Annotated in this window: 24 protein-coding genes and 1 tRNA gene; 10 read left to right on the top strand and 15 right to left on the bottom strand. The window is 55.3% G+C overall.

What is annotated here, in order from left to right; translation table 11 throughout:
• Window positions 1-47 precede the first annotated feature (47 nt).
• The gene (gene crtR / locus BL107_RS03185; protein ID WP_009788828.1) at window positions 48-1,079 is read left to right on the top strand and encodes a beta-carotene hydroxylase; all 1,032 of its coding nucleotides are present in this window, start codon (window positions 48-50) and stop codon (window positions 1,077-1,079) included.
• A gap of 8 nt (window positions 1,080-1,087) precedes the next feature.
• On the opposite strand, the gene gatC is transcribed toward crtR, so the two are convergent.
• From gatC to BL107_RS03200, 4 genes are read right to left on the bottom strand one after another with little or no spacing between them, the layout of a single operon-like run.
• Window positions 1,088-1,381, bottom strand: a complete 294-nt coding sequence (gene gatC, locus BL107_RS03190; protein ID WP_009788831.1) for an Asp-tRNA(Asn)/Glu-tRNA(Gln) amidotransferase subunit GatC — start codon at window positions 1,379-1,381, stop codon at window positions 1,088-1,090.
• Window positions 1,378-2,166, bottom strand: coding sequence for a creatininase family protein (locus BL107_RS03195; protein ID WP_009788832.1), 789 nt, complete (start codon window positions 2,164-2,166; stop codon window positions 1,378-1,380). The genes gatC and BL107_RS03195 overlap by 4 nt, the downstream gene beginning before the upstream one ends.
• 53 nt (window positions 2,167-2,219) lie before the next feature.
• On the bottom strand, window positions 2,220-2,363 hold the full coding sequence (locus BL107_RS12855; RefSeq protein ID WP_009788833.1) for a hypothetical protein: 144 nt from the start codon (window positions 2,361-2,363) through the stop codon (window positions 2,220-2,222).
• 56 nt (window positions 2,364-2,419) lie between these two features.
• Window positions 2,420-3,190 (bottom strand): queuosine precursor transporter, encoded by a 771-nt coding sequence (locus BL107_RS03200; protein WP_156779373.1) that lies wholly within the window; start codon window positions 3,188-3,190, stop codon window positions 2,420-2,422.
• Between the two features lie 111 nt (window positions 3,191-3,301).
• On the opposite strand from BL107_RS03200, the gene BL107_RS03205 reads away from it, so the two are divergent.
• Window positions 3,302-3,970 (top strand): DNA-3-methyladenine glycosylase, encoded by a 669-nt coding sequence (locus BL107_RS03205; protein ID WP_009788835.1) that lies wholly within the window; start codon window positions 3,302-3,304, stop codon window positions 3,968-3,970.
• Window positions 3,967-5,016: an aspartate carbamoyltransferase catalytic subunit gene (locus BL107_RS03210; protein WP_009788836.1), complete on the top strand. Its 1,050-nt coding sequence runs from the start codon at window positions 3,967-3,969 to the stop codon at window positions 5,014-5,016. Before BL107_RS03205 ends, BL107_RS03210 begins: the two co-directional genes overlap by 4 nt.
• Here the strand turns inward: BL107_RS03210 and BL107_RS03215 are convergent.
• The 5 genes from BL107_RS03215 to BL107_RS03230 all read right to left on the bottom strand — a co-directional run bounded on the left by BL107_RS03215 (window position 4,956) and on the right by BL107_RS03230 (window position 7,548).
• The gene (locus BL107_RS03215) at window positions 4,956-6,488 is read right to left on the bottom strand and encodes an NAD(P)/FAD-dependent oxidoreductase (RefSeq protein ID WP_037987981.1); all 1,533 of its coding nucleotides are present in this window, start codon (window positions 6,486-6,488) and stop codon (window positions 4,956-4,958) included. The two genes, BL107_RS03210 and BL107_RS03215, sit on opposite strands and share 61 nt — an antisense overlap.
• A 75-nt stretch (window positions 6,489-6,563) precedes the next feature.
• Entirely contained in the window at window positions 6,564-6,896 is a 333-nt protein-coding gene (locus BL107_RS03220) for a DUF565 domain-containing protein (RefSeq protein ID WP_037987982.1), read from the bottom strand.
• A gap of 187 nt (window positions 6,897-7,083) precedes the next feature.
• A complete protein-coding gene (locus tag BL107_RS03225; RefSeq protein WP_006850779.1) occupies window positions 7,084-7,284 on the bottom strand; it encodes a hypothetical protein in 201 nt (66 codons plus the stop codon).
• Between the two features lie 45 nt (window positions 7,285-7,329).
• On the bottom strand, window positions 7,330-7,470 hold the full coding sequence (locus BL107_RS12560) for a hypothetical protein (protein ID WP_009788839.1): 141 nt from the start codon (window positions 7,468-7,470) through the stop codon (window positions 7,330-7,332).
• Window positions 7,471-7,475: 5 nt separating this feature from the next.
• Window positions 7,476-7,548: transfer RNA gene (locus BL107_RS03230), tRNA-Ala, on the bottom strand.
• A gap of 62 nt (window positions 7,549-7,610) precedes the next feature.
• Between BL107_RS03230 and BL107_RS03235 the strand changes: the two genes are divergently transcribed.
• The 7 genes from BL107_RS03235 (at window position 7,611) to BL107_RS03265 (ending at window position 14,408) form a co-directional block, all read left to right on the top strand.
• Entirely contained in the window at window positions 7,611-7,811 is a 201-nt protein-coding gene (locus BL107_RS03235; protein ID WP_009788840.1) for a DUF2555 domain-containing protein, read from the top strand.
• Window positions 7,812-7,815: 4 nt separating this feature from the next.
• A complete protein-coding gene (coaBC, locus tag BL107_RS03240; RefSeq protein WP_009788841.1) occupies window positions 7,816-9,105 on the top strand; it encodes a bifunctional phosphopantothenoylcysteine decarboxylase/phosphopantothenate--cysteine ligase CoaBC in 1,290 nt (429 codons plus the stop codon).
• 116 nt (window positions 9,106-9,221) lie between these two features.
• Entirely contained in the window at window positions 9,222-10,049 is an 828-nt protein-coding gene (locus BL107_RS03245) for a photosystem II manganese-stabilizing polypeptide (protein ID WP_009788842.1), read from the top strand.
• Between the two features lie 108 nt (window positions 10,050-10,157).
• Window positions 10,158-11,330, top strand: a complete 1,173-nt coding sequence (gene sat, locus BL107_RS03250) for a sulfate adenylyltransferase (RefSeq protein WP_009788843.1) — start codon at window positions 10,158-10,160, stop codon at window positions 11,328-11,330.
• A gap of 45 nt (window positions 11,331-11,375) precedes the next feature.
• Window positions 11,376-13,229, top strand: coding sequence for an ATP-dependent zinc metalloprotease FtsH (gene ftsH, locus BL107_RS03255; RefSeq protein ID WP_009788844.1), 1,854 nt, complete (start codon window positions 11,376-11,378; stop codon window positions 13,227-13,229).
• Entirely contained in the window at window positions 13,201-13,902 is a 702-nt protein-coding gene (locus BL107_RS03260) for a bifunctional 4-hydroxy-2-oxoglutarate aldolase/2-dehydro-3-deoxy-phosphogluconate aldolase (RefSeq protein ID WP_232192733.1), read from the top strand. The genes ftsH and BL107_RS03260 overlap by 29 nt, the downstream gene beginning before the upstream one ends.
• A 62-nt stretch (window positions 13,903-13,964) precedes the next feature.
• Window positions 13,965-14,408, top strand: a complete 444-nt coding sequence (locus tag BL107_RS03265; RefSeq protein ID WP_009788846.1) for a hypothetical protein — start codon at window positions 13,965-13,967, stop codon at window positions 14,406-14,408.
• 3 nt (window positions 14,409-14,411) lie between these two features.
• Here the strand turns inward: BL107_RS03265 and aroC are convergent, their stop codons facing one another.
• The 6 genes from aroC to psbA (BL107_RS03295) form a co-directional block, all read right to left on the bottom strand.
• Window positions 14,412-15,506, bottom strand: coding sequence for a chorismate synthase (aroC, locus tag BL107_RS03270; protein WP_009788847.1), 1,095 nt, complete (start codon window positions 15,504-15,506; stop codon window positions 14,412-14,414).
• A 64-nt stretch (window positions 15,507-15,570) separates the two neighbouring features.
• Entirely contained in the window at window positions 15,571-16,029 is a 459-nt protein-coding gene (locus BL107_RS03275; protein WP_009788848.1) for a cupin domain-containing protein, read from the bottom strand.
• Window positions 16,026-16,826 (bottom strand): aspartyl/asparaginyl beta-hydroxylase domain-containing protein, encoded by an 801-nt coding sequence (locus tag BL107_RS03280; RefSeq protein ID WP_009788849.1) that lies wholly within the window; start codon window positions 16,824-16,826, stop codon window positions 16,026-16,028. Before BL107_RS03280 ends, BL107_RS03275 begins: the two co-directional genes overlap by 4 nt.
• 119 nt (window positions 16,827-16,945) lie before the next feature.
• Window positions 16,946-18,025, bottom strand: coding sequence for a photosystem II q(b) protein (gene psbA, locus BL107_RS03285; protein WP_009788850.1), 1,080 nt, complete (start codon window positions 18,023-18,025; stop codon window positions 16,946-16,948).
• A 144-nt stretch (window positions 18,026-18,169) separates the two neighbouring features.
• Window positions 18,170-19,696 carry a bifunctional orotidine-5'-phosphate decarboxylase/orotate phosphoribosyltransferase gene (locus tag BL107_RS03290; RefSeq protein WP_009788851.1) on the bottom strand — a complete coding sequence of 509 codons (1,527 nt, stop codon included), beginning with the start codon at window positions 19,694-19,696 and terminating at the stop codon, window positions 18,170-18,172.
• Window positions 19,697-19,923: 227 nt separating this feature from the next.
• Window positions 19,924-21,003 carry a photosystem II q(b) protein gene (psbA, locus tag BL107_RS03295; protein WP_009788850.1) on the bottom strand — a complete coding sequence of 360 codons (1,080 nt, stop codon included), beginning with the start codon at window positions 21,001-21,003 and terminating at the stop codon, window positions 19,924-19,926.
• Window positions 21,004-21,163: the final 160 nt, after the last annotated feature.

Raw genomic sequence — 21,163 nt, forward strand, 5'->3', positions numbered from 1 at the left:
CCTACGTTGTGTGCGAGGAAAGTTTTCATGCGTTGCCTGACCACTGAATGACCCAGACCCCTGCTCAACAACAGGAGAGGCGTCTGGCAGGAGCTGGGTACCGCTCTGTTCCTCGCGAATATGTTGATCCTCCCTCTGCTTGGAACCCCACGGTTGGGTTGTTTTTTGGCGGATATGCCCTTGCCGCTCTCACGATTTGGGGCTGGTTCTTAGGGGGTTGGCCCTTGCCCCTGTTGCTTTGTACAGGCTTTTTAGCCCTGCACCTTGAAGGCACGGTCATCCACGACGCCTGCCACAACGCAGCCCATCCGAATCGTTGGATTAACCAACTGATGGGCCATGGCTCTGCATTGCTGTTGGGTTTTAGTTTTCCTGTTTTTACGCGCGTCCATCTTGAGCATCATTCCCATGTGAATGATCCCCATAACGACCCTGATCACATCGTCAGTACGTTTGGCCCTCTTTGGCTTATTGCCCCTCGTTTTTTCTATCACGAATGGTTTTTCTTTCAGCGTCGTCTTTGGAAGCGCTGGGAGTTAATGCAATGGGGCTTTGAACGCAGCATCTTTTTGGTAATTGTTCTGGCTGCGATACGTTTTGATTTCCTGCCCTTTGTTTTTAATTGCTGGTTCGCTCCAGCTCTCATGGTGGGCGTCACTCTTGGTCTTTTCTTTGACTATTTGCCTCACCGACCCTTTACATCTAGAAATCGCTGGACCAACGCGAGGATTTATCCTGGTCAACTCATGAATTGGTTGATTATGGGACAAAATTATCACTTAGTCCATCATCTTTGGCCTTCTATTCCCTGGTTTGAATACAAGCCGGCCTATGAAGCTACTAAGCCGCTTCTGGATTCAAAGGGATCACCTCAGCGTTTGGGAATTTTTGAAACCCAGCGAGATGGATATAACTTTCTTTATGACATTTTAGTTGGTGTAAGAAGCCATAAAACTCGCCGAGGAAAGATGCGTCGAGTTGCAAAAGTGCTGCCAGCTCGTCGTTTGCAGCGGGGCTGGCTTTCATTTGTCGATTCACTGGCGATTAAAACTGAACCAAAGCGCTGGAAGTCGTTTTAAGGGTTTAATCAGTCCGCCAAAATTTTTGGTACACGAAAAAAATCACCCTCGCGCTGTGGAGCTTGATTCAGAATCTCTTCGCGTACAGGTGTTGGATCCACGCCATCTTGACGCGTCACATTGGTGACTTCCACAGCCCGCGTAGTTTCTGGCACGCCAGTCGTGTCGACTTGTTCGAGTTGGCTCACGTACCCCAGGATGGATTCCAGCTGCCCTGTGTAAGTGGCGATCTTGTCGTCTGGAAGGTTGAGGCGGGCCAATTTGGCGACCTTACGGACATCGTCGGCGGAGATCCGGCTCATGGGTCGCTCAGAAAACTACGAAGATCTTCGCTCAACGCGGTGGCAGCTGTCTCGATGATGGACGCTCCATGGTCTGCTGTTGCCAACGATGGGTGGGATCCCATGCGGCCATCGGGATGGCGGCGACGAAAGTCATCAGGACCGTGGATGGGTCCAGCGGGTGCTGGATCTTCCAAGTCGCGCTGTTTGCTTTGCAAGCTGGGTTCCACCTGAAGTGTGACGGCGATTTCACTTGGTGTGGCGTGATGCCCTTCTTTGTCGCCGTAAAGATCACGGGCTTGCCGCATCACTGGGCCCGCCATAAACCAATTTGAGAGGCGACAGCGTAGGTGTGGTGATGCAGGCAGCCCGCGACTTGCTGCTGTGCCATGGGCCTGAGCAAAGGCCGCTTTGGTCGTAGCAATGTTTCCACCGTGGCCATTGATCACGAAAACCCGTTCAAAGCCATGGCGCGCTAAGGACAAAACGAGGTCTTGCATGACCGCCAGAAGTGTGGCGGGTTGCAAGCTCATGGTTCCGGCGAACCCCAGGTGATGTTCAGCCATGCCAAAAGCTTGCGCTGGTGTGACAAGAACACCGGTCCGCCGACCGACTTCGAGGGCGATGGCTTCCGCCGTTAACGCATCAGTTCCAATCGCCCCCGTTGGACCGTGTTGCTCCGTGGATCCCAACGGAATAATCACGCCTTTGCAGGTTTGGAGATAGGTTTCCACCTCAGGCCAACTCCGCAGTGCCAGGCGGATGTCTTCCGTACTGTCAGCAGGGTTGGGAAGCGAGGCAGGCATCTCAAAGGGTGGTGTCGTGTTGATCGATCGGGTTGCTAGACCCTGAAATGCATCTAGTGCGCAGTTCCGTTCCCGTCGTACTTATCGGTGTTGTAGTAACCGCCTCGGGTGCCAAAGAACAAGCAGGCCAAGGGAAACAGCACAATGCTGGCTAAGAGCACTGTTCCGAGATTGAAGCCGGAAAGAGCGGCATCCATGGTGGTCTTGTTCCGTTAACAACAGCTTGGCGCTTCAGTAGCGGCACTGCAGGAGTTCAGTTCGCTTCCGTGGTGACTTGCCGATCATTGATGGAGGGCGTTAGTAGCTCCACTCCGTCTCCAGGGATATCGAGCCATCGACGCAGCCAGCCCGTGAGCCAGATGAAGGGCAACGTATCGGCCAGGGCAGCCAATACTTTGAACAAATATCCGCCCACGATGAAGCTGCCGAGTTGCGGAACGAGTGGACTCTCCGGATCGATGGGCAGAACATGGGCTCCGTAATGGCTGATCAACACCACGGCTGTTGTATCGACGAGTTGACTCACCAGGGTGGAGCCGTTGTTGCGGAGCCAAAGTGCTTTGCCGTTCGTGAGCTGCTTCCAAAAATGAAACAGGCGCACATCAATAAATTGGGCCGTCAGGTATGCCGCCATGGAAGCCCCGATCGCGCCAAAGCTGAGTTCTTGGATGGTGCGGAAGGTGCTGTCGTCGCTGCCTGGTAAACCCGGTAATAGGCCTCCAAGCCAGAGGATGAGCACCACCCAGCCATTGAGCAGTAACCCCACCCACACCAACTGGTTGGCTTTCTCTTCTCCCCACAACTCACTGATCAGGTCTGTGCAGAGAAACGTGATTGGGTATGGGAGTGCACCAATGGCTACCACGATTGGCCAGGCACCGATGTGCCCGAGTTGGAGGAAGCGCGTGAGTCCCAGGATGTTCAGCATCCCTAGCGTTCCTAAGAACAGTCCGGCTAGCACTAAAAACGTGCTGTCCCGCCGGGCTTGCAGTTGTCTGGACGCGTGATCGGTTGAGGCGGGCATGCGCTCGGAGAGTTAGAAGGGCGTCGTGTCTGAATCGCTGGTTGCCCCAACGCCATTGTGTTCTTCAAAAAACATTGATCCAACGTTTGTGCTGACTTCCCCTTTGCACAGATGTTTATTTTTAGAGGTGGACCGGTCGGATTCGGCATCGTTAATCAGAGCGACATCTCGCAAGCTCTCCCGTCTTCATTTTTCTCCCGTGCAGCCGAACTGGTCGGACCGGATCTCGTGGGCTGCAGGTTGGTCAAACGGCAGCTGGATGGAAGTTTGTTGTCGGGTGTGATTGTGGAAACGGAGGCGTATTCGCAGGACGAGCCTGCCTGCCACGGCTACCGCCGCCGCTCACCGCAGAACGAAACGCTGTTTGGTGAGCCTGGTCGGTTTTATGTGTATGTGAGCTATGGCATTCATCACTGCGTGAATGTGGTGACGGATCGCTCTGATTGGGCCAATGGTGTTTTGCTTCGGGCGATCGCGATGCCAGGTGAGCTGGAGCGGGTGGCAGCTGGCCCAGGTTTGCTGGCTCGGCGTTTTGGTCTTGATCGGGGAGATGACAGTTGTCCGGTGACGGGCGAACATGACGTGTGGCTGGCACCAAGACCGGCATCCCTCGCTAGCCCAGTGCTTGTGACCACAACGCGAATTGGAATCTCTCAGGGGCAGGAGCTCCCATGGCGTTGGTATTTGCAGCTGAGTCGCAGCATCAGTCGTCGTGCCATGGGGGATCGCCAACCATCGCTTGATCAGGCGTGGTCACCGTGTGATGAGGGGGCGTTATGAGCGGTTGGCAGCACCGCCACATTCTTGATCTTGCTTCCTTTTCTCGGGACGATTTTGCTTCGATCCTTGAACTGGCTCAACGGTTTCGATCCCTTCCGGTAACAGGCGTTCGCAAGTTGCCGGCGCTGCAGGGACGTCTTGTGGCCACGCTGTTTTTTGAACCCAGCACCCGCACGCGGAGCAGTTTTGAGTTGGCGGCAAAGCGGCTTTCAGCCGATGTGATGAGTTTTTCTCCCTCCAGCAGTTCGCTGAGTAAGGGAGAAAGCGTTTTGGATACCGCCCGCACTTACGTCGCTATGGGCGCGGATGTGCTGGTGGTTCGTCATCGCTCCACATCCGTTCCTCAGCAACTCGCCGCTGATTTAGATCAGCTGGGGGAGCGCACCGTGGTGCTGAATGGAGGAGATGGTCTTCATAGCCATCCAAGTCAGGGTTTGTTGGATCTTCTAACCCTGGCCCGTCACTTCGATGCCCAGAAGCCAACGCCTCAATCTTTAGACGGTAAAAAAATCGTGATTGTCGGCGACATCCTGCATTCCCGTGTGGCCCGCTCCAATCTCTGGGCACTGACTGGATGTGGCGCGGATGTGGTGCTGTGTGGACCACCGAGTTTGTTGCCAGATGACTTTGCTGCGTTTGTGGATGCCCCACCGCCCGGGCAGTCCTGCGATCCCATTGCGCAGCGCGGCAAGGTCACCATTGAACGCCGTCTTGAACAAGCGTTGCCGGGTGCCGATGCCGTGATGACACTCCGACTGCAGAAGGAACGCATGACACAGCAGTTGTTGACCAGCCTTAAGCGCTATCACCGGGACTATGGGTTGAGCCATGCGCGCCTTCAGTTGTGTGGACGGAACGTTCCCGTCCTTCATCCTGGGCCTGTCAACCGTGGCGTGGAGATGACGAGCCGCTTGTTGGATGACCCATCCATGTGCCTTGTGGAAGAGCAAGTCAGGAACGGGGTTCCTGTTCGCATGGCGCTGCTTTACTTGATGGCAGCAGCTGAGTCCGCTGCGGAATCCCCATTGGTGTCGATCAGCTCTTGAGTGTTCGTCTTTTGAGTGATCGATATCCCTGAGATTTCCTTGGAGTAGTACTCCATGGCTGCTTGCAAAGCCGCATCTGGGGAAGCAATTGATGGCCCAAGACCGGTTTGCATTGGAAAGTGGGCGTCCGCTGCATTGAGCGCGATGTGCTGGCTGGGCATGCCCGTCAGCAACATGGATGCTCGCTGACGGGTGATCAGAGCAAAAACCCACTTTGTGGCGAGGGAGACCCGTTGCTGCATGTCATGGATGAGCCCTAAGTGCACTCCTGCCCAAAGCAGCACTCCAATCAGTCCTGAGAATTTGAGGCCTCGCAAATCGGCAACGGCGCTCGACCCATCGACAATGGCCATGCTCCCTAGATCTAAATAGCGAAACGTCGGGCGTGGACGACCGGCCACCACGGCGGCAATGTCTTTGCCGATGAAACTGCCCGCCTGTTTGGCGGGTGCTGCCATGCCAGGGAGGGGTTGACCATCGTTGGTGTGGCTGTAGCTGCAGAGATCACCAGCGATGCGAATCTCAGGATGGTTATAAATAGAAAAGTCAGGTTCCACCACAACGCGTCCGCCGCGATCCAGGCTGCAACCGGTTGTGGCTTCTAACGCTTGTCCTAGGTGTGAGGCACGGACACCTGCGGTCCAGATCACGGTGGCGGCTCGAATGCATTGCTCTCCATTTGGAGTGCTCACCACCACTTCCCCTGGGCGCATGCTTTGCACACGACTTTGCTGCAGGAATTCCACGCCCGCTTTTTGCAGTGCTTGCAGGGCTTCCTTGGAGAGCTCCTTAGGCATGCTTCGTAGCACTTTCTCACCCGGGTCAATGAGAAGAATTCGGGTTTGGGTTGGATCGAGCTGCTGGTAGGCATCCTTCAGGGACCAGCGCAGCATTCGAGAGGCGGCGCCTGCCATCTCGCAGCCGCTCGGACCACTGCCGATCACAACAACGGTTTGAAGAAATTGCCGTGCTTCGGGATCAGGAGTCTGCTCCGCTTGTTCCATCGCCATGAGTAGGCGTCTGCGGATTTCTTCGGCGTGCTCAAGGATTTTCATGGGTGGCGCAAAAGTGCGCCATTGGTCTTGACCGAAAAAGCTGCTGCCAGATCCCGTTGCGAGCACGAGATGGTCGTAGCTGAACGTTTTTCCGTTGAACACGATCTTGTGTTCATCGGGGATCAATTGAGTGACTTCGCCGAGCAGGATTTGCACGTTTGGTTGTTTGCCCACTAGCTCGCGCAGGGGTGTTGCGATGTCGCCGCTCGCGACCAATCCCGTTGCTACTTGATAAAGCAACGGCTGGAACAAATTGAAGTTGCGTTTGTCGATCAGGGTGATCCGCACCTCTGATTGAGCTAAGGCACGACAGGCTTGAATTCCAGCAAATCCGCCACCAACAATCACCACATGGGGGGCATGGCGAAGCCGCTCTTCAGGCGGTTCCAATTCCAAGAAATAGTGATCGCCAGCCATGAATGGCAGCAGAGGAGCCAATTCGAAGGCTATGGAGCTCCCGTGGATTTGTCTGCGTAAACGACTTATGCGCCGTTAAATCAGCTTGAACGCCTCAAGAAAGAGCCCATATAGAAAGCCGATTCGGCTGAGGTCTAGCAGTTGTTCCGGGAGCGTCCATGAGCCTCCCGACCTGCGAACGCGACGCAGAGTGAATTCGGTTCCAAGAACCACAATGAGCGAGGCCACGGGATCCATTTGGGAGAGAACACCCGCGACGGAGGTCACAGCACTACCCAACAAAAAGCCACTGAGGAGGGCAATGGCGAGAAGCGACAACCTTCTCCATGGATTTTGGGTCCAAAGCTCAAGACGATTGATTGCTTCGCCCCATTGGGATTGCAGGCGAGTGGATTGGAGTCGTCGCAAGGTTCACACTCCCGATTCAGATGAAGCCAATGAGCCAGGAACCAGGGATCTCCATCACCCGGCCAATGTTTCGACCCCTGTTTACCTCAAACGTCAGGACCTGACCGGTTTTATGCCCTACGAAACGCCAACCCCACCAAAAAAGCCCAGGTGTGACCTGGGCTCGAGGATCGGTATGCGTCTGGATCTATTTGGATTCAGCTTTCGCTTTGCGGGATGATTTGCCCTCAAGGAGCTCCAAGAGAGCCTCCATTTGTGCCATCACCCCTCGAACTTCTCCTGCTTCAGGCAAGAGACCGTCTTCCATCACGCCTTGGTGCATCTCACGAAGCTCCTGCCGGATGTAGCGCAGGTGGCTTACGACCTGTTCGCGTTTCGACTGCGACATCGATCACAGGGGGGGATAGTTACCCCCCTTTTACCCCATAGGGGGTTAGTGCCGGCGAATTTGTTTTTGACCAACAGCCCAAGCCATGGCCAGTGCTGTGAATGTCAGCAGTGCTGCGGGACGGGCCAAGGTGCTCAGGAGAACCACAGAACCGAGCGCCAGCAGAAGGGGGATGTGGCATCGCATTTGAGTGGAGAATAGGGGACTCGAACCCCTGACCTCTGCGGTGCGATCGCAGCGCTCTACCAGCTGAGCTAATTCCCCGCCACCAAACGCTAGCTGTCAGGGATTGCGTCAAACTGGAGCATGGCGCTTTGCGAAAGCTGATGGTTACGCCGGAACAGCTCGAAGCATTTGATGACGCCACGACGGCGGAGCTGGCTCGGCGTCTTGAAGAAGACGATTACCGCACTCCCTTCGACAGCCTTACGGATTGGCATCTGTTGCGAGCCCTGGCCATTCATCGGCCTGAGTTGACCCTTCCGTATCACCATCTTGTGGATCAGGAACCTTTCGATGAGGACTGATTCAATGCCTGGTCCGTTGGTTGGGCGCCATGTGCTCGTGGCAGCTAGCGGCAGCATTGCTGCGGTGAAAACACCGTTATTAGTGAGTGCTCTGGTGAAAGCTGGAGCTGTGGTGCGCTGTTTGGTCACCCCCAGTGCTGAACGCTTAGTGAGCGCAGTGGCCCTCGCAAGCTTGAGCCGCCATCACTGTTACTGCGATGGCGATCAGTGGGATCCGTCGAGAAGCCGACCACTGCACATTGAATTGGCTGAATGGGCCGACTTAGTCGTTGTCGCTCCGATGAGTGCCAGCACGCTGAGCCGTTGGTCACAAGGATCAGGAGAAGGATTATTGGCCAGCGTGCTTCTGGCAACTGAGGTGCCTGTTTTGGTTGCCCCAGCGATGAATACGGCCATGTGGCATCACCCCGCTGTTCAGCAAAATTGGCGAGTCGTTCAGTCTTTCCCGGGGGTTGTTCCCCTTCTCCCTGCGTCTGGGTTGCTGGCTTGCGATCGCCGCGGTGATGGCCGAATGGCGGATCCAATGTTGATCGAGTTGGCAGCGGCAGCCTTGTTCAGTCGGAGCGAGGAGGGTGCCATTGCTGATCGTGATTGGGAGGGCAAACATTTAATGGTCTCTGCCGGGGCCACCCATGAGCCCATTGATCAAGCCAGGGTTCTCACCAATCGAAGTACGGGGCATATGGGGGTCTTGCTGGCCCAGGTTGCGCGTTTGCGCGGAGCCACTGTTCAACTGGTGCATGGACCGATATCCGTCCCAGAGCCATGGTGTGAGGGGATTGAGTGCATCCCTGTCACCACTGCTGATGAAATGCAGCGCGTCTTGAGCGATCGACAACCATCGCTGGATGCAATAGCGATGGTGGCTGCTGTAGCTGATCTGCGCCGTGCGGAGCGTTTAGAAACCAAAGTTTCGAAACAGCAGTTGCCCGAATTGCTGGCCTCGGGCTGGAGTCAGGTTCCAGACTTGTTGGCGGCGCTTTCGAAGCATCGCCCTCGCGGACAAACCCTGCTTGGTTTTGCTGCGTTGGCAGGCGAGGACGCAGCCCTGATTGCCCAAGGCAAGGCCAAGCTTGATGCGAAGGGGTGTGATTTGTTGATGGTGAATCCCATTGATCGCCTCGGCCAGGGCTTTGGTGACCAGGCCAACGGTGGTTGGTTATTAGGTCATGACTGGACGCATGAAATGCCATTGATGTCCAAATTGACGATGGCCCATCAGCTGCTCGATGCGATGTATCAGTCCCATATCGCCGCGGCGGCTGCGGCCGATGGTCGTAACGAGAGCTGGTAATTAAACAAGTTGTTGAGACCTGCAAAAGCTGGCTCTGGCCTCAGTTTCATGGCCTGTAAGATCGAGAATCGACGGCATTGCCGTTCCTAATAGCGTTAAGTCGTCAGGCTCCTCCCATGCGCATTCGTTCCCTGCTGGCCGTAGTGCTGGCCTTATGCCTCACCTTTTTCACTACGGCTTGCAGCGGTGGCAATGATGCAAACCGTGGCGAGTCCAACGTCACCTACGACGACATTCGCAACACTGGTAAAGCCAATGATTGCCCCACAATCGGCGACGCCGCCCGTGGTTCCATCCCACTGACCGCCGGTCAGAAGTATGAGCTTCGCGGGATTTGCATGCATCCCGTACAGGTGTATGCCAAGGAGGAGCCCAAGAACATTCGCCAGCAGGCTGAATTTGTTGAGGGCAAAATTCTTACCCGTTACACCTCAAGCCTCGATGAGGTGTATGGCGATCTAACGGTCACCGAATCTGGCCTTCAGTTCCAGGAAAAAGGCGGGATCGACTTCCAGCCCATCACGGTTCTTGTTCCCGGCGGTGAAGAATTTCCGTTCTCGTTCTCCAGTAAGTCTTTGAGTGCCACTGCTGATGGTTCAGCGATCACAACCAGCACGGATTTCGAAGGCACCTATCGAACTCCGAGCTACCGCACGAGCAACTTCATTGATCCCAAGGGGCGTGCACTCACCACCGGCGTTCAGTACGCCCAAGGTTTGATTGCCCTCGGCGGCGACGAGAAAGATCTCGAGAAAGACAACAACAAGCGCTACATCGATGGGGTTGGCACGATGAGCATGTCGATCACCAAGGTGGATCCCGAAACCGGTGAGTTCGCAGGTGTCTTTACAGCGATTCAGCCCTCCGACTCCGACATGGGTGGCCGTGAGGTTGTTGATATCAAAGTGGTTGGCGAACTTTATGGCCGCTTAGAAGAAGCTTGATCACTGGGTTTGATCAATCAATCTTGGGGGGGCGAGAGCCCCCTTTTTTTTTGGGGCTGGGCGTATCAGCGTTCATCTGTGAGAATCGCGCGGTCTTAGTGAGTTTCCATGACCGCCAGTGCTTCTGCCTCAGCCCAGAGATCCGGAGTGATTGCTCCCTATGGCGGCACGCTGGTGGATCTAATGGTGCCAAGCGCTGAGCATGCTGCGCTCAAGGCATCTGCAACCAAAACGCTGGAATGCTCCGACCGCAACGCCTGTGATGTGGAGTTGCTGGTGGTTGGCGGGTTCTCCCCCCTTCGCGGCTTCATGCACCAGGAGGACTACAACGCTGTGGTCTCTGGTCATCGCACCTCAGCAGGCCATCTCTTCGGTTTACCAATCGTGATGGACACCGATCGCGACGATGTGGTGGTGGGAGACAAACTTTTGCTGACCTACAAGGGGCAAGAGCTTGCTCTCCTCGAGGTTGAGGACAAGTGGGAACCCAACAAAGTGGCTGAGGCCCAGGGGTGTTACGGCACGACATCGCTTGAACACCCCGCTGTGCGCATGATCGCGATGGAGCGCAAATGCTTCTACTTAGGCGGCACGCTGAAGGGCTTAGAGCTGCCAAGTCGGGTGTTCCCTTGCAAAACCCCGGCTGAAGTTCGTTCTGATTTGCCCCATGGGGAAGACGTGGTGGCCTTCCAATGCCGCAACCCCATTCATCGCGCGCATTATGAACTGTTTACCCGGGCTTTACATGCCCAAAATGTGAGCGCAAACGCCGTGGTGTTAGTGCATCCCACCTGTGGACCAACCCAGCAGGACGACATTCCAGGTTCGGTGCGTTTTGAGACCTACGAACGCTTGGCTGCCGAAGTCAACAACGAGCGGATTCGGTGGGCTTATCTCCCCTATGCCATGCACATGGCAGGTCCTCGGGAAGCCCTCCAGCACATGATTATTCGCCGGAATTATGGATGTACCCACTTCATCATTGGGCGTGACATGGCGGGCTGTAAATCATCTCTGAGCGGCGATGATTTTTACGGCCCCTATGACGCCCAGAACTTTGCGAAGGAGTGTGCGCCAGAGCTCACCATGGAGACTGTGCCATCTCTCAACCTCGTATACACGCAGGAGGAGGGCTATGTCACCGCTGAACATGCTGAAGCGCGTGGTCTCCATGTGAAGAAGCTCAGCGGCACCCAGTTCCGAAAAATGCTGCGTGGTGGTGAGGAAATCCCCGAGTGGTTTGCCTTCAAGAGTGTCGTTGAGGTGCTCCGTTCCTCATGATTCCCTAACCCCGTTTAACATTCCTTCATCTTGTAGAGGCAACCTGTGAACAAGCGTTGGCGAAACATCGGGCTTGGTGCCCTATTGGTCTTGGCCATTGTCGTCATTGCACCAGCCTTTTTTGGCGGCGGTGGCGGTGGTAATCAGCCCCAGGTCAACACCATTCGCTACAGCGAATTTGTTGAAGCTGTCAAAGATGACCAGATCAGTCGCGTGCTGATCGCACCCGATCAAGGCACGGCCCAAGTGGTTGAGAACGACGGTCGACGGGCGCAAGTGAACCTTGCACCCGATCGTGAGTTGCTTGGTTTGCTGACTGAACACAATGTCGACATTGCGGTCCAGCCTTCTCGTCAAACGCCCGGTTGGCAGCAGGCAGCTGGAAGCCTGGTCTTCCCTCTATTGCTGCTTGGTGGATTGTTCTTCCTGTTCCGCCGAGCCCAAGGTGGCGGTGGTGGTAACCCCGCCATGCAGTTCGGTAAGAGCAAGGCACGGGTCCAAATGGAACCCTCGACGCAAATCACCTTCACCGATGTTGCAGGCATCGAAGGCGCCAAACTTGAACTGACGGAGGTTGTCGACTTCCTCAAAAATCCTGATCGCTTCACGGCTGTCGGAGCCAAAATTCCAAAAGGTGTGCTGCTTGTCGGTCCTCCAGGCACCGGTAAGACCCTCCTGGCGAAAGCTGTTGCTGGTGAAGCAGGGGTTCCCTTCTTCTCTATCTCCGGCTCAGAATTTGTTGAGATGTTTGTTGGTGTTGGTGCAAGCCGCGTCCGCGACTTGTTCGAGCAGGCGAAGAAGAATGCACCCTGCATCGTTTTCATCGATGAGATCGATGCGGTTGGACGCCAGCGTGGTGCAGGCTTAGGTGGTGGTAACGACGAACGGGAACAAACCCTCAACCAGCTCTTGACTGAGATGGATGGTTTTGAGGGCAACACCGGCATCATCATTGTTGCTGCCACCAACCGGCCCGATGTGCTGGACGCCGCACTCATGCGCCCAGGTCGCTTCGACCGTCAAGTCACCGTTGATCGCCCTGATTATTCCGGGCGTCTTCAAATCTTGGGTGTTCATGCCCGAGGGAAAACTTTGGCGAAGGACGTCGACCTCGACAAGGTTGCGCGCCGGACTCCCGGATATACGGGTGCTGACCTTGCCAACCTCCTCAATGAGGCCGCAATCTTGGCGGCTCGCCGCGAGTTAACCGAAGTCAGCAACGACGAGATCAGTGATGCCATCGAGCGTGTCATGGCCGGTCCTGAGAAAAAAGACCGTGTCATGAGTGAACGCCGTGCACGCCTGGTGGCTTACCACGAGGCTGGCCATGCCTTGGTCGGCGCATTGATGCCTGATTACGACCCCGTTCAAAAGATTTCGATCATTCCTCGGGGTAACGCCGGCGGCCTCACGTTCTTCACTCCAAGTGAAGAGCGGATGGAGTCGGGTTTGTACTCTCGCGCTTATCTCCAAAATCAAATGGCGGTGGCCCTGGGTGGTCGCGTTGCTGAAGAGATTGTCTACGGCGAAGACGAAGTCACTACAGGTGCTTCGAACGACCTTCAACAGGTGGCTTCCACTGCACGTCAGATGATCACCCGATTTGGCATGAGTGACGTTCTCGGACCAGTGGCCTTAGGGCGTGCCCAAGGAGGAATGTTCCTGGGGCGCGATATCGCCGCTGAGCGTGACTTCTCTGAGGAAACTGCGGCCACCATCGACCAGGAAGTCTCTGAGCTCGTTGATGTCGCCTACAAGCGTGCCACCAAGGTTTTGGTTGATAACCGCGCTGTTCTTGATGAGCTGGCGGGGATGTTGATCGAGCAGGAAACTGTTGATTCGGAGGAGCTACAGGAGCTCTTGATCAAGCGTGACGTACGGATTGCTGAATACGTCTGATTCCAATCATTCCAAGTGGCTGGCGCGGCAGGAGGCAATCATTGCCTCACTGCGGTGCCAGCCTTTTTTATTGGTTGTGCGTCCACAGTTGGACGACCCCTTGAACTCCCAAAGGCTCCTTGATCAGCTGAAGGTTCTTCACGATGCAGGCCTTCGTCACGTTGAGGTGGCTTGGAGCTCCCACGTGGGTTGGAGACGTTTTGTGCGCGAGATCCAAGGGTGTTGCCCCGGCTTTTATCTGGGAGCTGCTTCGGTTGTGGCGATGGAGGCTCTTCAAGACCTTCATGAGCTTGACCTTGCCTATGCGATGGCTCCCTGTTGGGATCCTTCCTTGGTTGGTGCGGCCCGGGATCGAGGACAGCTCCTTATTCCAGGAGTTTTGAGTCCCACTGAGGTGCAACAGACCACCGCATTTGGTTGTCGTCTCGTCAAGTTGTTCCCGGCGGTAACGGTTGGTGTTACCTATTGGAAAAGGCTTGAGGCTCCCATGGGCCCGTTGCCCTTTGTGGTCGCTGCAGGTGGCCTAGCGACAAGTGATCTCTCAGGCTGGCTAGGAGCGGGCCACGACGCCGTTGCTCTTGGGCGTCGAGCCATCGGCGATCCAGCTGTCGGGGATCAAGCTGTTGATCCCGAGCTCCTCGGCTGGTTGAACTGGTCGCCGACTTCAGCTTGAAGGCGCCTGGGTGGTCGTAATGAGTCCGGAATGCTACAGATGAGATAGTCGATGCATTTTTGATGTCTCAGATCACGATCAAGCTCAGCGATAAAGCTGATGCTCTGATTGCTCAGCTTCAGAAGGAGATCTTCAACCGACGCCGCAAAAAGGTCACTGCTGCAGGGGTTGTCGAAACTCTTGTGGAGAGTGGAGCCAAGTCGCAATCCGACAAGAGATTTGCAACATCCTGGACCAACTTGATTAAAGACATCGAGAAGGCCGCCAAGCTGGCGTATGCCCACGGCAGCAAGCCCTCCACTCTCACCGATGAGGAATGGGCGTTAGTGCTGAGTCATCGCAGTCGTTCGACTGCTTCTCGTTCACGGAAGACGGTGAACAAGAAGCTCGCGACTAAAAAACCAGCACGTCGAACGCGGACGAGAAGCTCGTCTAAATCCGTTAAAAAAATGGCTGAATCCCCATCCGCAACACGCGATCAAGCTGTTGCATCGAAGGCTGGCTGACGCTCACCACAGGCTGCACTGGCCCTGTTGTCTGAGCAGATGATCTGCCAGCGTCAGGGCCACCATCGCTTCCACCATGGGTACGGCCCGAGGCAACACGCAGGGGTCATGACGTCCTTTGGCGGCCAGTGTTGTGGCGTTGCCATCCGAGTCGATGGTGTCCTGTTCTTTGCGAATGGTGGCGGTTGGCTTGAAGCCCACCCTGATCACGATCGGTTCCCCGTTGCTGATCCCGCCTTGGATGCCCCCGGAGTTGTTCGTGGCGGTATGGAGTCGGCCATCGTCTCCTGGGATAAAGGCGTCATTGTGTTCGCTGCCTTTCAAGAGGGTTCCACCAAATCCTGAGCCAATCTCAAATCCTTTCGTGGCAGGGAGAGACATCACCGCCTTGGCGAGATCGGCTTCCAATTTGTCGAATACCGGCATCCCCAACCCCATGGCAGGCTGCCTCACAACGCACTCGATCACTCCACCGCAGGAATCGCCTTCTCGACCAATTGCTTCAATGCGTTCGATCATTTGGCTGGCCACGGAGGCTTCTGGACAGCGCACAATGTTGGCTTCGATGTCTTGCATCGAAACTGTTGATGGGTCGATGCCATTGGCTTCGATTGAGTGAATCCGTTTCACCCACGCCAGAATTTCTGTTCCTGCTGCTTTGCGTAAGAGTTGTTTGGCAATTGCGCCAGCCGCCACTCTGCCGATGGTTTCTCGGGCTGATGCTCGTCCGCCACCGCTACGGGCTTGGATGCCGTATTTGGATTGATAAGTGGCATCTGCATGGGAGGGTCGGAACGCCACGGCCATGTCCGTGTAGTCCCCCGGGCGCTGATCTTTATTGCGCACCAACATCGCAATGGGGGTGCCAAGGGTGGTTTTTCCGTCCAGCAAGCCACTCAGAATCTCTACCTGATCGGCTTCTTTTCTTGGTGTGGTGATGTGACTTTGTCCTGGCTTGCGACGGTTTAGTTCTGTTTGGATTTCATCTAAATCCAGTTCCAGCCTTGGAGGGCAGCCCTCCACAATCACGCCAACGCCTCCGCCATGGGATTCACCGAAGGTGCTGATGCGGAATAGATCGCCGAAGCTGCTGCCCATGGCTGATAGTCGATCAATGAGAGGCTACGAAGCCGTGGACTGCTCCGCTCACCTTGTGACGGCTTCAGATCAGTTCTGGATGGGGCAACACCGGGCGTTTCGATTCCAATTGTTGCCGCAACATTTCAAAGTCGGCGAAGTCGAAACCTGGGCCGACACAGCAGCTCACTAAGGCATAGCAGCCGTCACATTGAGCTGCTTGCCACCATCCCCCAGGCACCACATGCACTGGATTGCCCCTGTTCAGGATGAGCTTCTGAAGTGCTGAACCATCTGGTTTGCATTGGAACAGGTTGAGATCAGCACCATCGATATAGATCCATGCTTCATCAGCGCCACAAACCCGATGCCAGCAACTGATTTCGTCTTTTGGTAAGAGAAATAAAATGGCGGTTAAACCAGGTCGTTTCGCCGCATCAGGTCGCTGGACAGTCGTTGTACTGCGGTGCAGCTCTCGATACCAACCTCCCTCTGGATGGCGTTTGAGTTGGTGCTGTTGGATCAGTTCTTCGAGGTTGGTCATCGCAACAGGGCACGCTCGCGCATGTTTTGGAGGTGTTGCCAAATTTGAGCGACCCAGAGGAAGATCCAGCTCATTCCGATCAACCAAAACGGCTGGTCGTGCCGGAAGACATCAAATAACAGAACCACCCGCGGTTGCTCTGAACGATTCACGGCGGAGTGGAGAAAGGTGTCATCCCAAAGGAATGCCTCGCCTTCTCGGAGGTAATACGTGACTCCATCGATCATCAGCTCACAGGATGTGGTGCTGTTCTCCAGTGTTTCCACGTACAGGGGAAGGTGAAAACGCCAAACACCCTTGAATGGACCTTTGTGCGGTCGCAATATTTTTCCAGGCGGGAACAGGCTCACCGCCGCAGACACCACATCGGGGTGGCGTTTTAAAAATGATTTGAGTGTCGGGATGAGGTCTTGATTGGCTGGGTAGTTGTAGCCGTAACCCCGCAGTGGCAGCATCCCCCAAGCTTTGCGATCAAATTCGTACAGAGTTCGTTGCTGCTCCATGATTTCGTGGTTGGCCGGCAGCCGACCGGAGAGCGCGATCTCCAACGTTTCTCGACGAATGGCGTCGTAGTTCTGGAGAAGTTCGCCATGGGCAGGAAATCCCAGATCCGAATCCACCACAGCAGGGTTTTGGAGGGATTGTTCGTAGCACCAACGGGCGATTTCTCGCCAAAAGCGATAGTGCCAAGGCCCCCAGCGAATGACACGTTCGATGGGCGACCGCTTTCGCTTTCGTCGCTGCTTGGGGGTTGTCGCGTCATTTGGCGAGGTGAGCATCGAGCGAGCGTCTGTCATCTCTGGAGCTTTGCAGAGAGTAAGCGTCAACAAAAAGCCCCCGCTGTGAGGCGGGGGCTTTGCGATTCAGTTGATCTGAATCGTTTTGTCTGTTCCAGAAGGAACAGGTTGATTCCAGATCAACCGATTGCAGGTGCTTGGAGTGCCACAGGAGTGGACTCAGCAGCTGCCAGGTCGAGGGGGAAGTTGTGAGCGTTGCGCTCGTGCATGACTTCCATGCCGAGGCCTGCACGGTTCAACACGTCGGCCCAGGTGTTCAGGACGCGGCCCTGACCATCAAGGATGGACTGGTTGAAGTTGAAGCCGTTGAGGTTGAAGGCCATGGTTGACACGCCAAGGGCGGTGAACCAGATGCCGACAACAGGCCAGGCAGCCAGGAAGAAGTGGAGGCTACGGCTGTTGTTGAAGGAGGCGTATTGGAAGATCAGGCGACCGAAGTAGCCGTGAGCAGCCACGATGTTGTACGTCTCTTCTTCTTGGCCGAATTTGTAGCCGTAGTTCTGGGACTCGCTTTCGGTGGTTTCACGCACCAAGGAGGAGGTCACCAGTGAGCCGTGCATGGCGGAGAACAAGCTGCCGCCGAAGACGCCTGCAACACCCAGCATGTGGAAGGGGTGCATCAGGATGTTGTGCTCAGCCTGGAACACCAACATGTAGTTGAAGGTTCCAGAGATGCCCAGGGGCATTGCATCAGAGAACGAACCCTGACCGAAGGGGTAGACGAGGAAGACTGCAGATGCAGCAGCGACAGGTGCGCTGTAGGCAACACAGATCCAAGGGCGCATGCCCAAGCGGTAAGAGAGTTCCCACTCACGACCCATGTAGGCGTAGATGCCGATGAGGAAGTGGAAAACGACGAGCTGGAAAGGACCGCCGTTGTACAGCCACTCGTCGAGTGAAGCTGCTTCCCAGATGGGATAGAAGTGCAGGCCGATGGCGTTGCTGGAAGGAACAACAGCACCAGAGATGATGTTGTTGCCGTACATCAAGGAGCCAGCGACAGGCTCGCGGATGCCATCGATGTCAACCGGAGGAGCGGCGACGAAAGCGATGACGAAGCAGATGGTGGCAGCCAACAGAGTTGGGATCATCAGCACACCGAACCAACCGACATACAGACGGTTGTTGGTGGAGGTGACCCACTCGCAGAAGGACTGCCAGCTAGAAGCGCCGGAGCGCTGCTGGATGGTGGTGGTCATGAGAACGGAAAACAGCCTGTGGGTCGAAACCCGGCGGCGAATAAGAAAGGTCGGAGAACCGACTTGCGAAATGTAACGGAAGTTTGCGAAGCCGTCACCGATTGGCCGCTGAGCCTTTCTGATCGCTCCCATCAGCTCCGCTGATCACCGCCCCGTTCCTCGCAGCTCTTCCGCTTGGCTGGCGCTGATTCGTTTCGCTCCTTCCAGTACTTCGCTAATGGTTTCCAGGCTCAGCACGGCTTGGATGTTGAGCCCCTTGTCATTGAGTCGTTCTTTAGCTCGGGTGTCTTGCAGGCCGCCATGGTCCAGGAAAACCACAACGTCGTTCACTTTCAGGCCAGATGATTCGAGCTTTGCGATGCCTTCCAGCACGCTTCCGCCGGTGATCAAGATGTCGTCGACCACCGCCACGGTTTCGCCCTCATTGAATTCGCCCTCCACTAGTCGCCGTGTGCCATGGGCCTTTACTTCTTTGCGTGGATAGATCAGTGGCTTATGGAGTTGAAGCGATAGGCCAGTGGCGGTGGGCAATGAGCCATAAGGAATCCCAGCAATACGATCAAACTTGAGAGTTCGTAAAACTTGGGCATAACAATCCAGAACGCGATGGAATAAAGCCGGATCTGAAATAATTTGGCGTAAATCCACGTAATAATTGAATATTGCTCCGCTGGCTTGTTCAAATTCACCAAATAAGAGGCATTTGATATCGAATAAATCGATGACGAGCTCTCTTAAATCTTTTTCGATTGCTATTTGTTCGATTTTGGTTTGTTCAGTTGCGTTGGCTTGATTGTTGTGGGGCCAGATTCGACATTGTTCCGTCGGCTGTTGGCTCAAAATCTCGAGCTGAGTGTTGAGGTGCTCTTCCCTAATTGCATTGATACGAGTTTTGAGAGCAGCGGTCTGACCATTGATGTCACTCTCATTGAGCAAGCTTTGGGGGAGTGGGAGAAGTAGCCCATCCCCAGCTTGGTTGAGGCCACTCTCGAGAAGCCGTTGCAGATTGCCTTCTTCTCCCCAGAGGGAGCGCAGCATCACAAATCGTTCTGGGGCGGCCTGGCGGACGCGTTTCAGAATGTCTGGATCGCTGGTGCCAACTTCTAATAGGAGTTGATCCACTGTTCCCCAGCGCTGGCTTTCGCGAACCACTTGTAAGTAAAACGGTTCGTTTTCATTGGGATAGTGCTGCAGAACTTTCGCTGCGGGATTGGAGCTATGGCAGTTGATCACGACTCCTTTGCCTGGATACAGCAAAAAAGGAGCAGCGATGTCTTGTCCTGCAATCGGATTGAGGGTGACGGCGTCAGCTTGCAGCGTTTGAAAGAGGTAAGAGGCAATAGCGCTTGAGCTATTCAGATCGCCATGTTTGATATCAATAATCAGAGGAAGGTCATGCGGAAGTAGTTCACGCACTTCCACCATCAGCTCCACTCCAGCTGCCCCCATGGCTTGATAAAAACCAAGGCTTGGTTTGTAGGCGCAGACGTGATCTGCGGTGGATTCGATGACCGATTTGCACCAGGACCGAGCCTGACTCAAGAGTGAGCTTCCGCCTAAGCCCCGAGACGTTGCCCAGCTCCGCAGCATTTCAGGGTTGGGGTCAAGACCAGTTACCAGAAGAGATGATCTGCTGGTCATGGCCTCGGTGAGTGCCGTGAAAAAACCCATGGCTCTCATGGATGATTGAGACCAGATTGCGATGTTATTTGGCTGAATATCGCTCTACATCCATCAATTGAATCAATTGCCATTGATGTTGTTGGTCGTTTGGTAGGAGGCTGTCGATTGAGATCAAGTAAGCGTCAACAAAAAGCCCCCGCTGTGAGGCGGGGGCTTTGCGATTCAGTTGATCTGAATCGTTTTGTCTGTTCCAGAAGGAACAGGTTGATTCCAGATCAACCGATTGCAGGTGCTTGGAGTGCCACAGGAGTGGACTCAGCAGCTGCCAGGTCGAGGGGGAAGTTGTGAGCGTTGCGCTCGTGCATGACTTCCATGCCGAGGCCTGCACGGTTCAACACGTCGGCCCAGGTGTTCAGGACGCGGCCCTGACCATCAAGGATGGACTGGTTGAAGTTGAAGCCGTTGAGGTTGAAGGCCATGGTTGACACGCCAAGGGCGGTGAACCAGATGCCGACAACAGGCCAGGCAGCCAGGAAGAAGTGGAGGCTACGGCTGTTGTTGAAGGAGGCGTATTGGAAGATCAGGCGACCGAAGTAGCCGTGAGCAGCCACGATGTTGTACGTCTCTTCTTCTTGGCCGAATTTGTAGCCGTAGTTCTGGGACTCGCTTTCGGTGGTTTCACGCACCAAGGAGGAGGTCACCAGTGAGCCGTGCATGGCGGAGAACAAGCTGCCGCCGAAGACGCCTGCAACACCCAGCATGTGGAAGGGGTGCATCAGGATGTTGTGCTCAGCCTGGAACACCAACATGTAGTTGAAGGTTCCAGAGATGCCCAGGGGCATTGCATCAGAGAACGAACCCTGACCGAAGGGGTAGACGAGGAAGACTGCAGATGCAGCAGCGACAGGTGCGCTGTAGGCAACACAGATCCAAGGGCGCATGCCCAAGCGGTAAGAGAGTTCCCACTCACGACCCATGTAGGCGTAGATGCCGATGAGGAAGTGGAAAACGACGAGCTGGAAAGGACCGCCGTTGTACAGCCACTCGTCGAGTGAAGCTGCTTCCCAGATGGGATAGAAGTGCAGGCCGATGGCGTTGCTGGAAGGAACAACAGCACCAGAGATGATGTTGTTGCCGTACATCAAGGAGCCAGCGACAGGCTCGCGGATGCCATCGATGTCAACCGGAGGAGCGGCGACGAAAGCGATGACGAAGCAGATGGTGGCAGCCAACAGAGTTGGGATCATCAGCACACCGAACCAACCGACATACAGACGGTTGTTGGTGGAGGTGACCCACTCGCAGAAGGACTGCCAGCTAGAAGCGCCGGAGCGCTGCTGGATGGTGGTGGTCATGAGAACGGAAAGAAATGCCCCCGAGGGGACGGTTTATGGAAGGGACAGGAATCCCTGCCTTCACCCAATGTAAAGCAATATTGAGTTCTGTGTTCGGAGCTTTACGAAGCATTTGTAAAGAGGCGAGTCACGCTGCTAGCGGATGCGCTTGTTAGCGTCC

Origin of the sequence: Synechococcus sp. BL107 (assembly GCF_000153805.1) — a bacterium.
Classification (GTDB): domain Bacteria; phylum Cyanobacteriota; class Cyanobacteriia; order PCC-6307; family Cyanobiaceae; genus Parasynechococcus.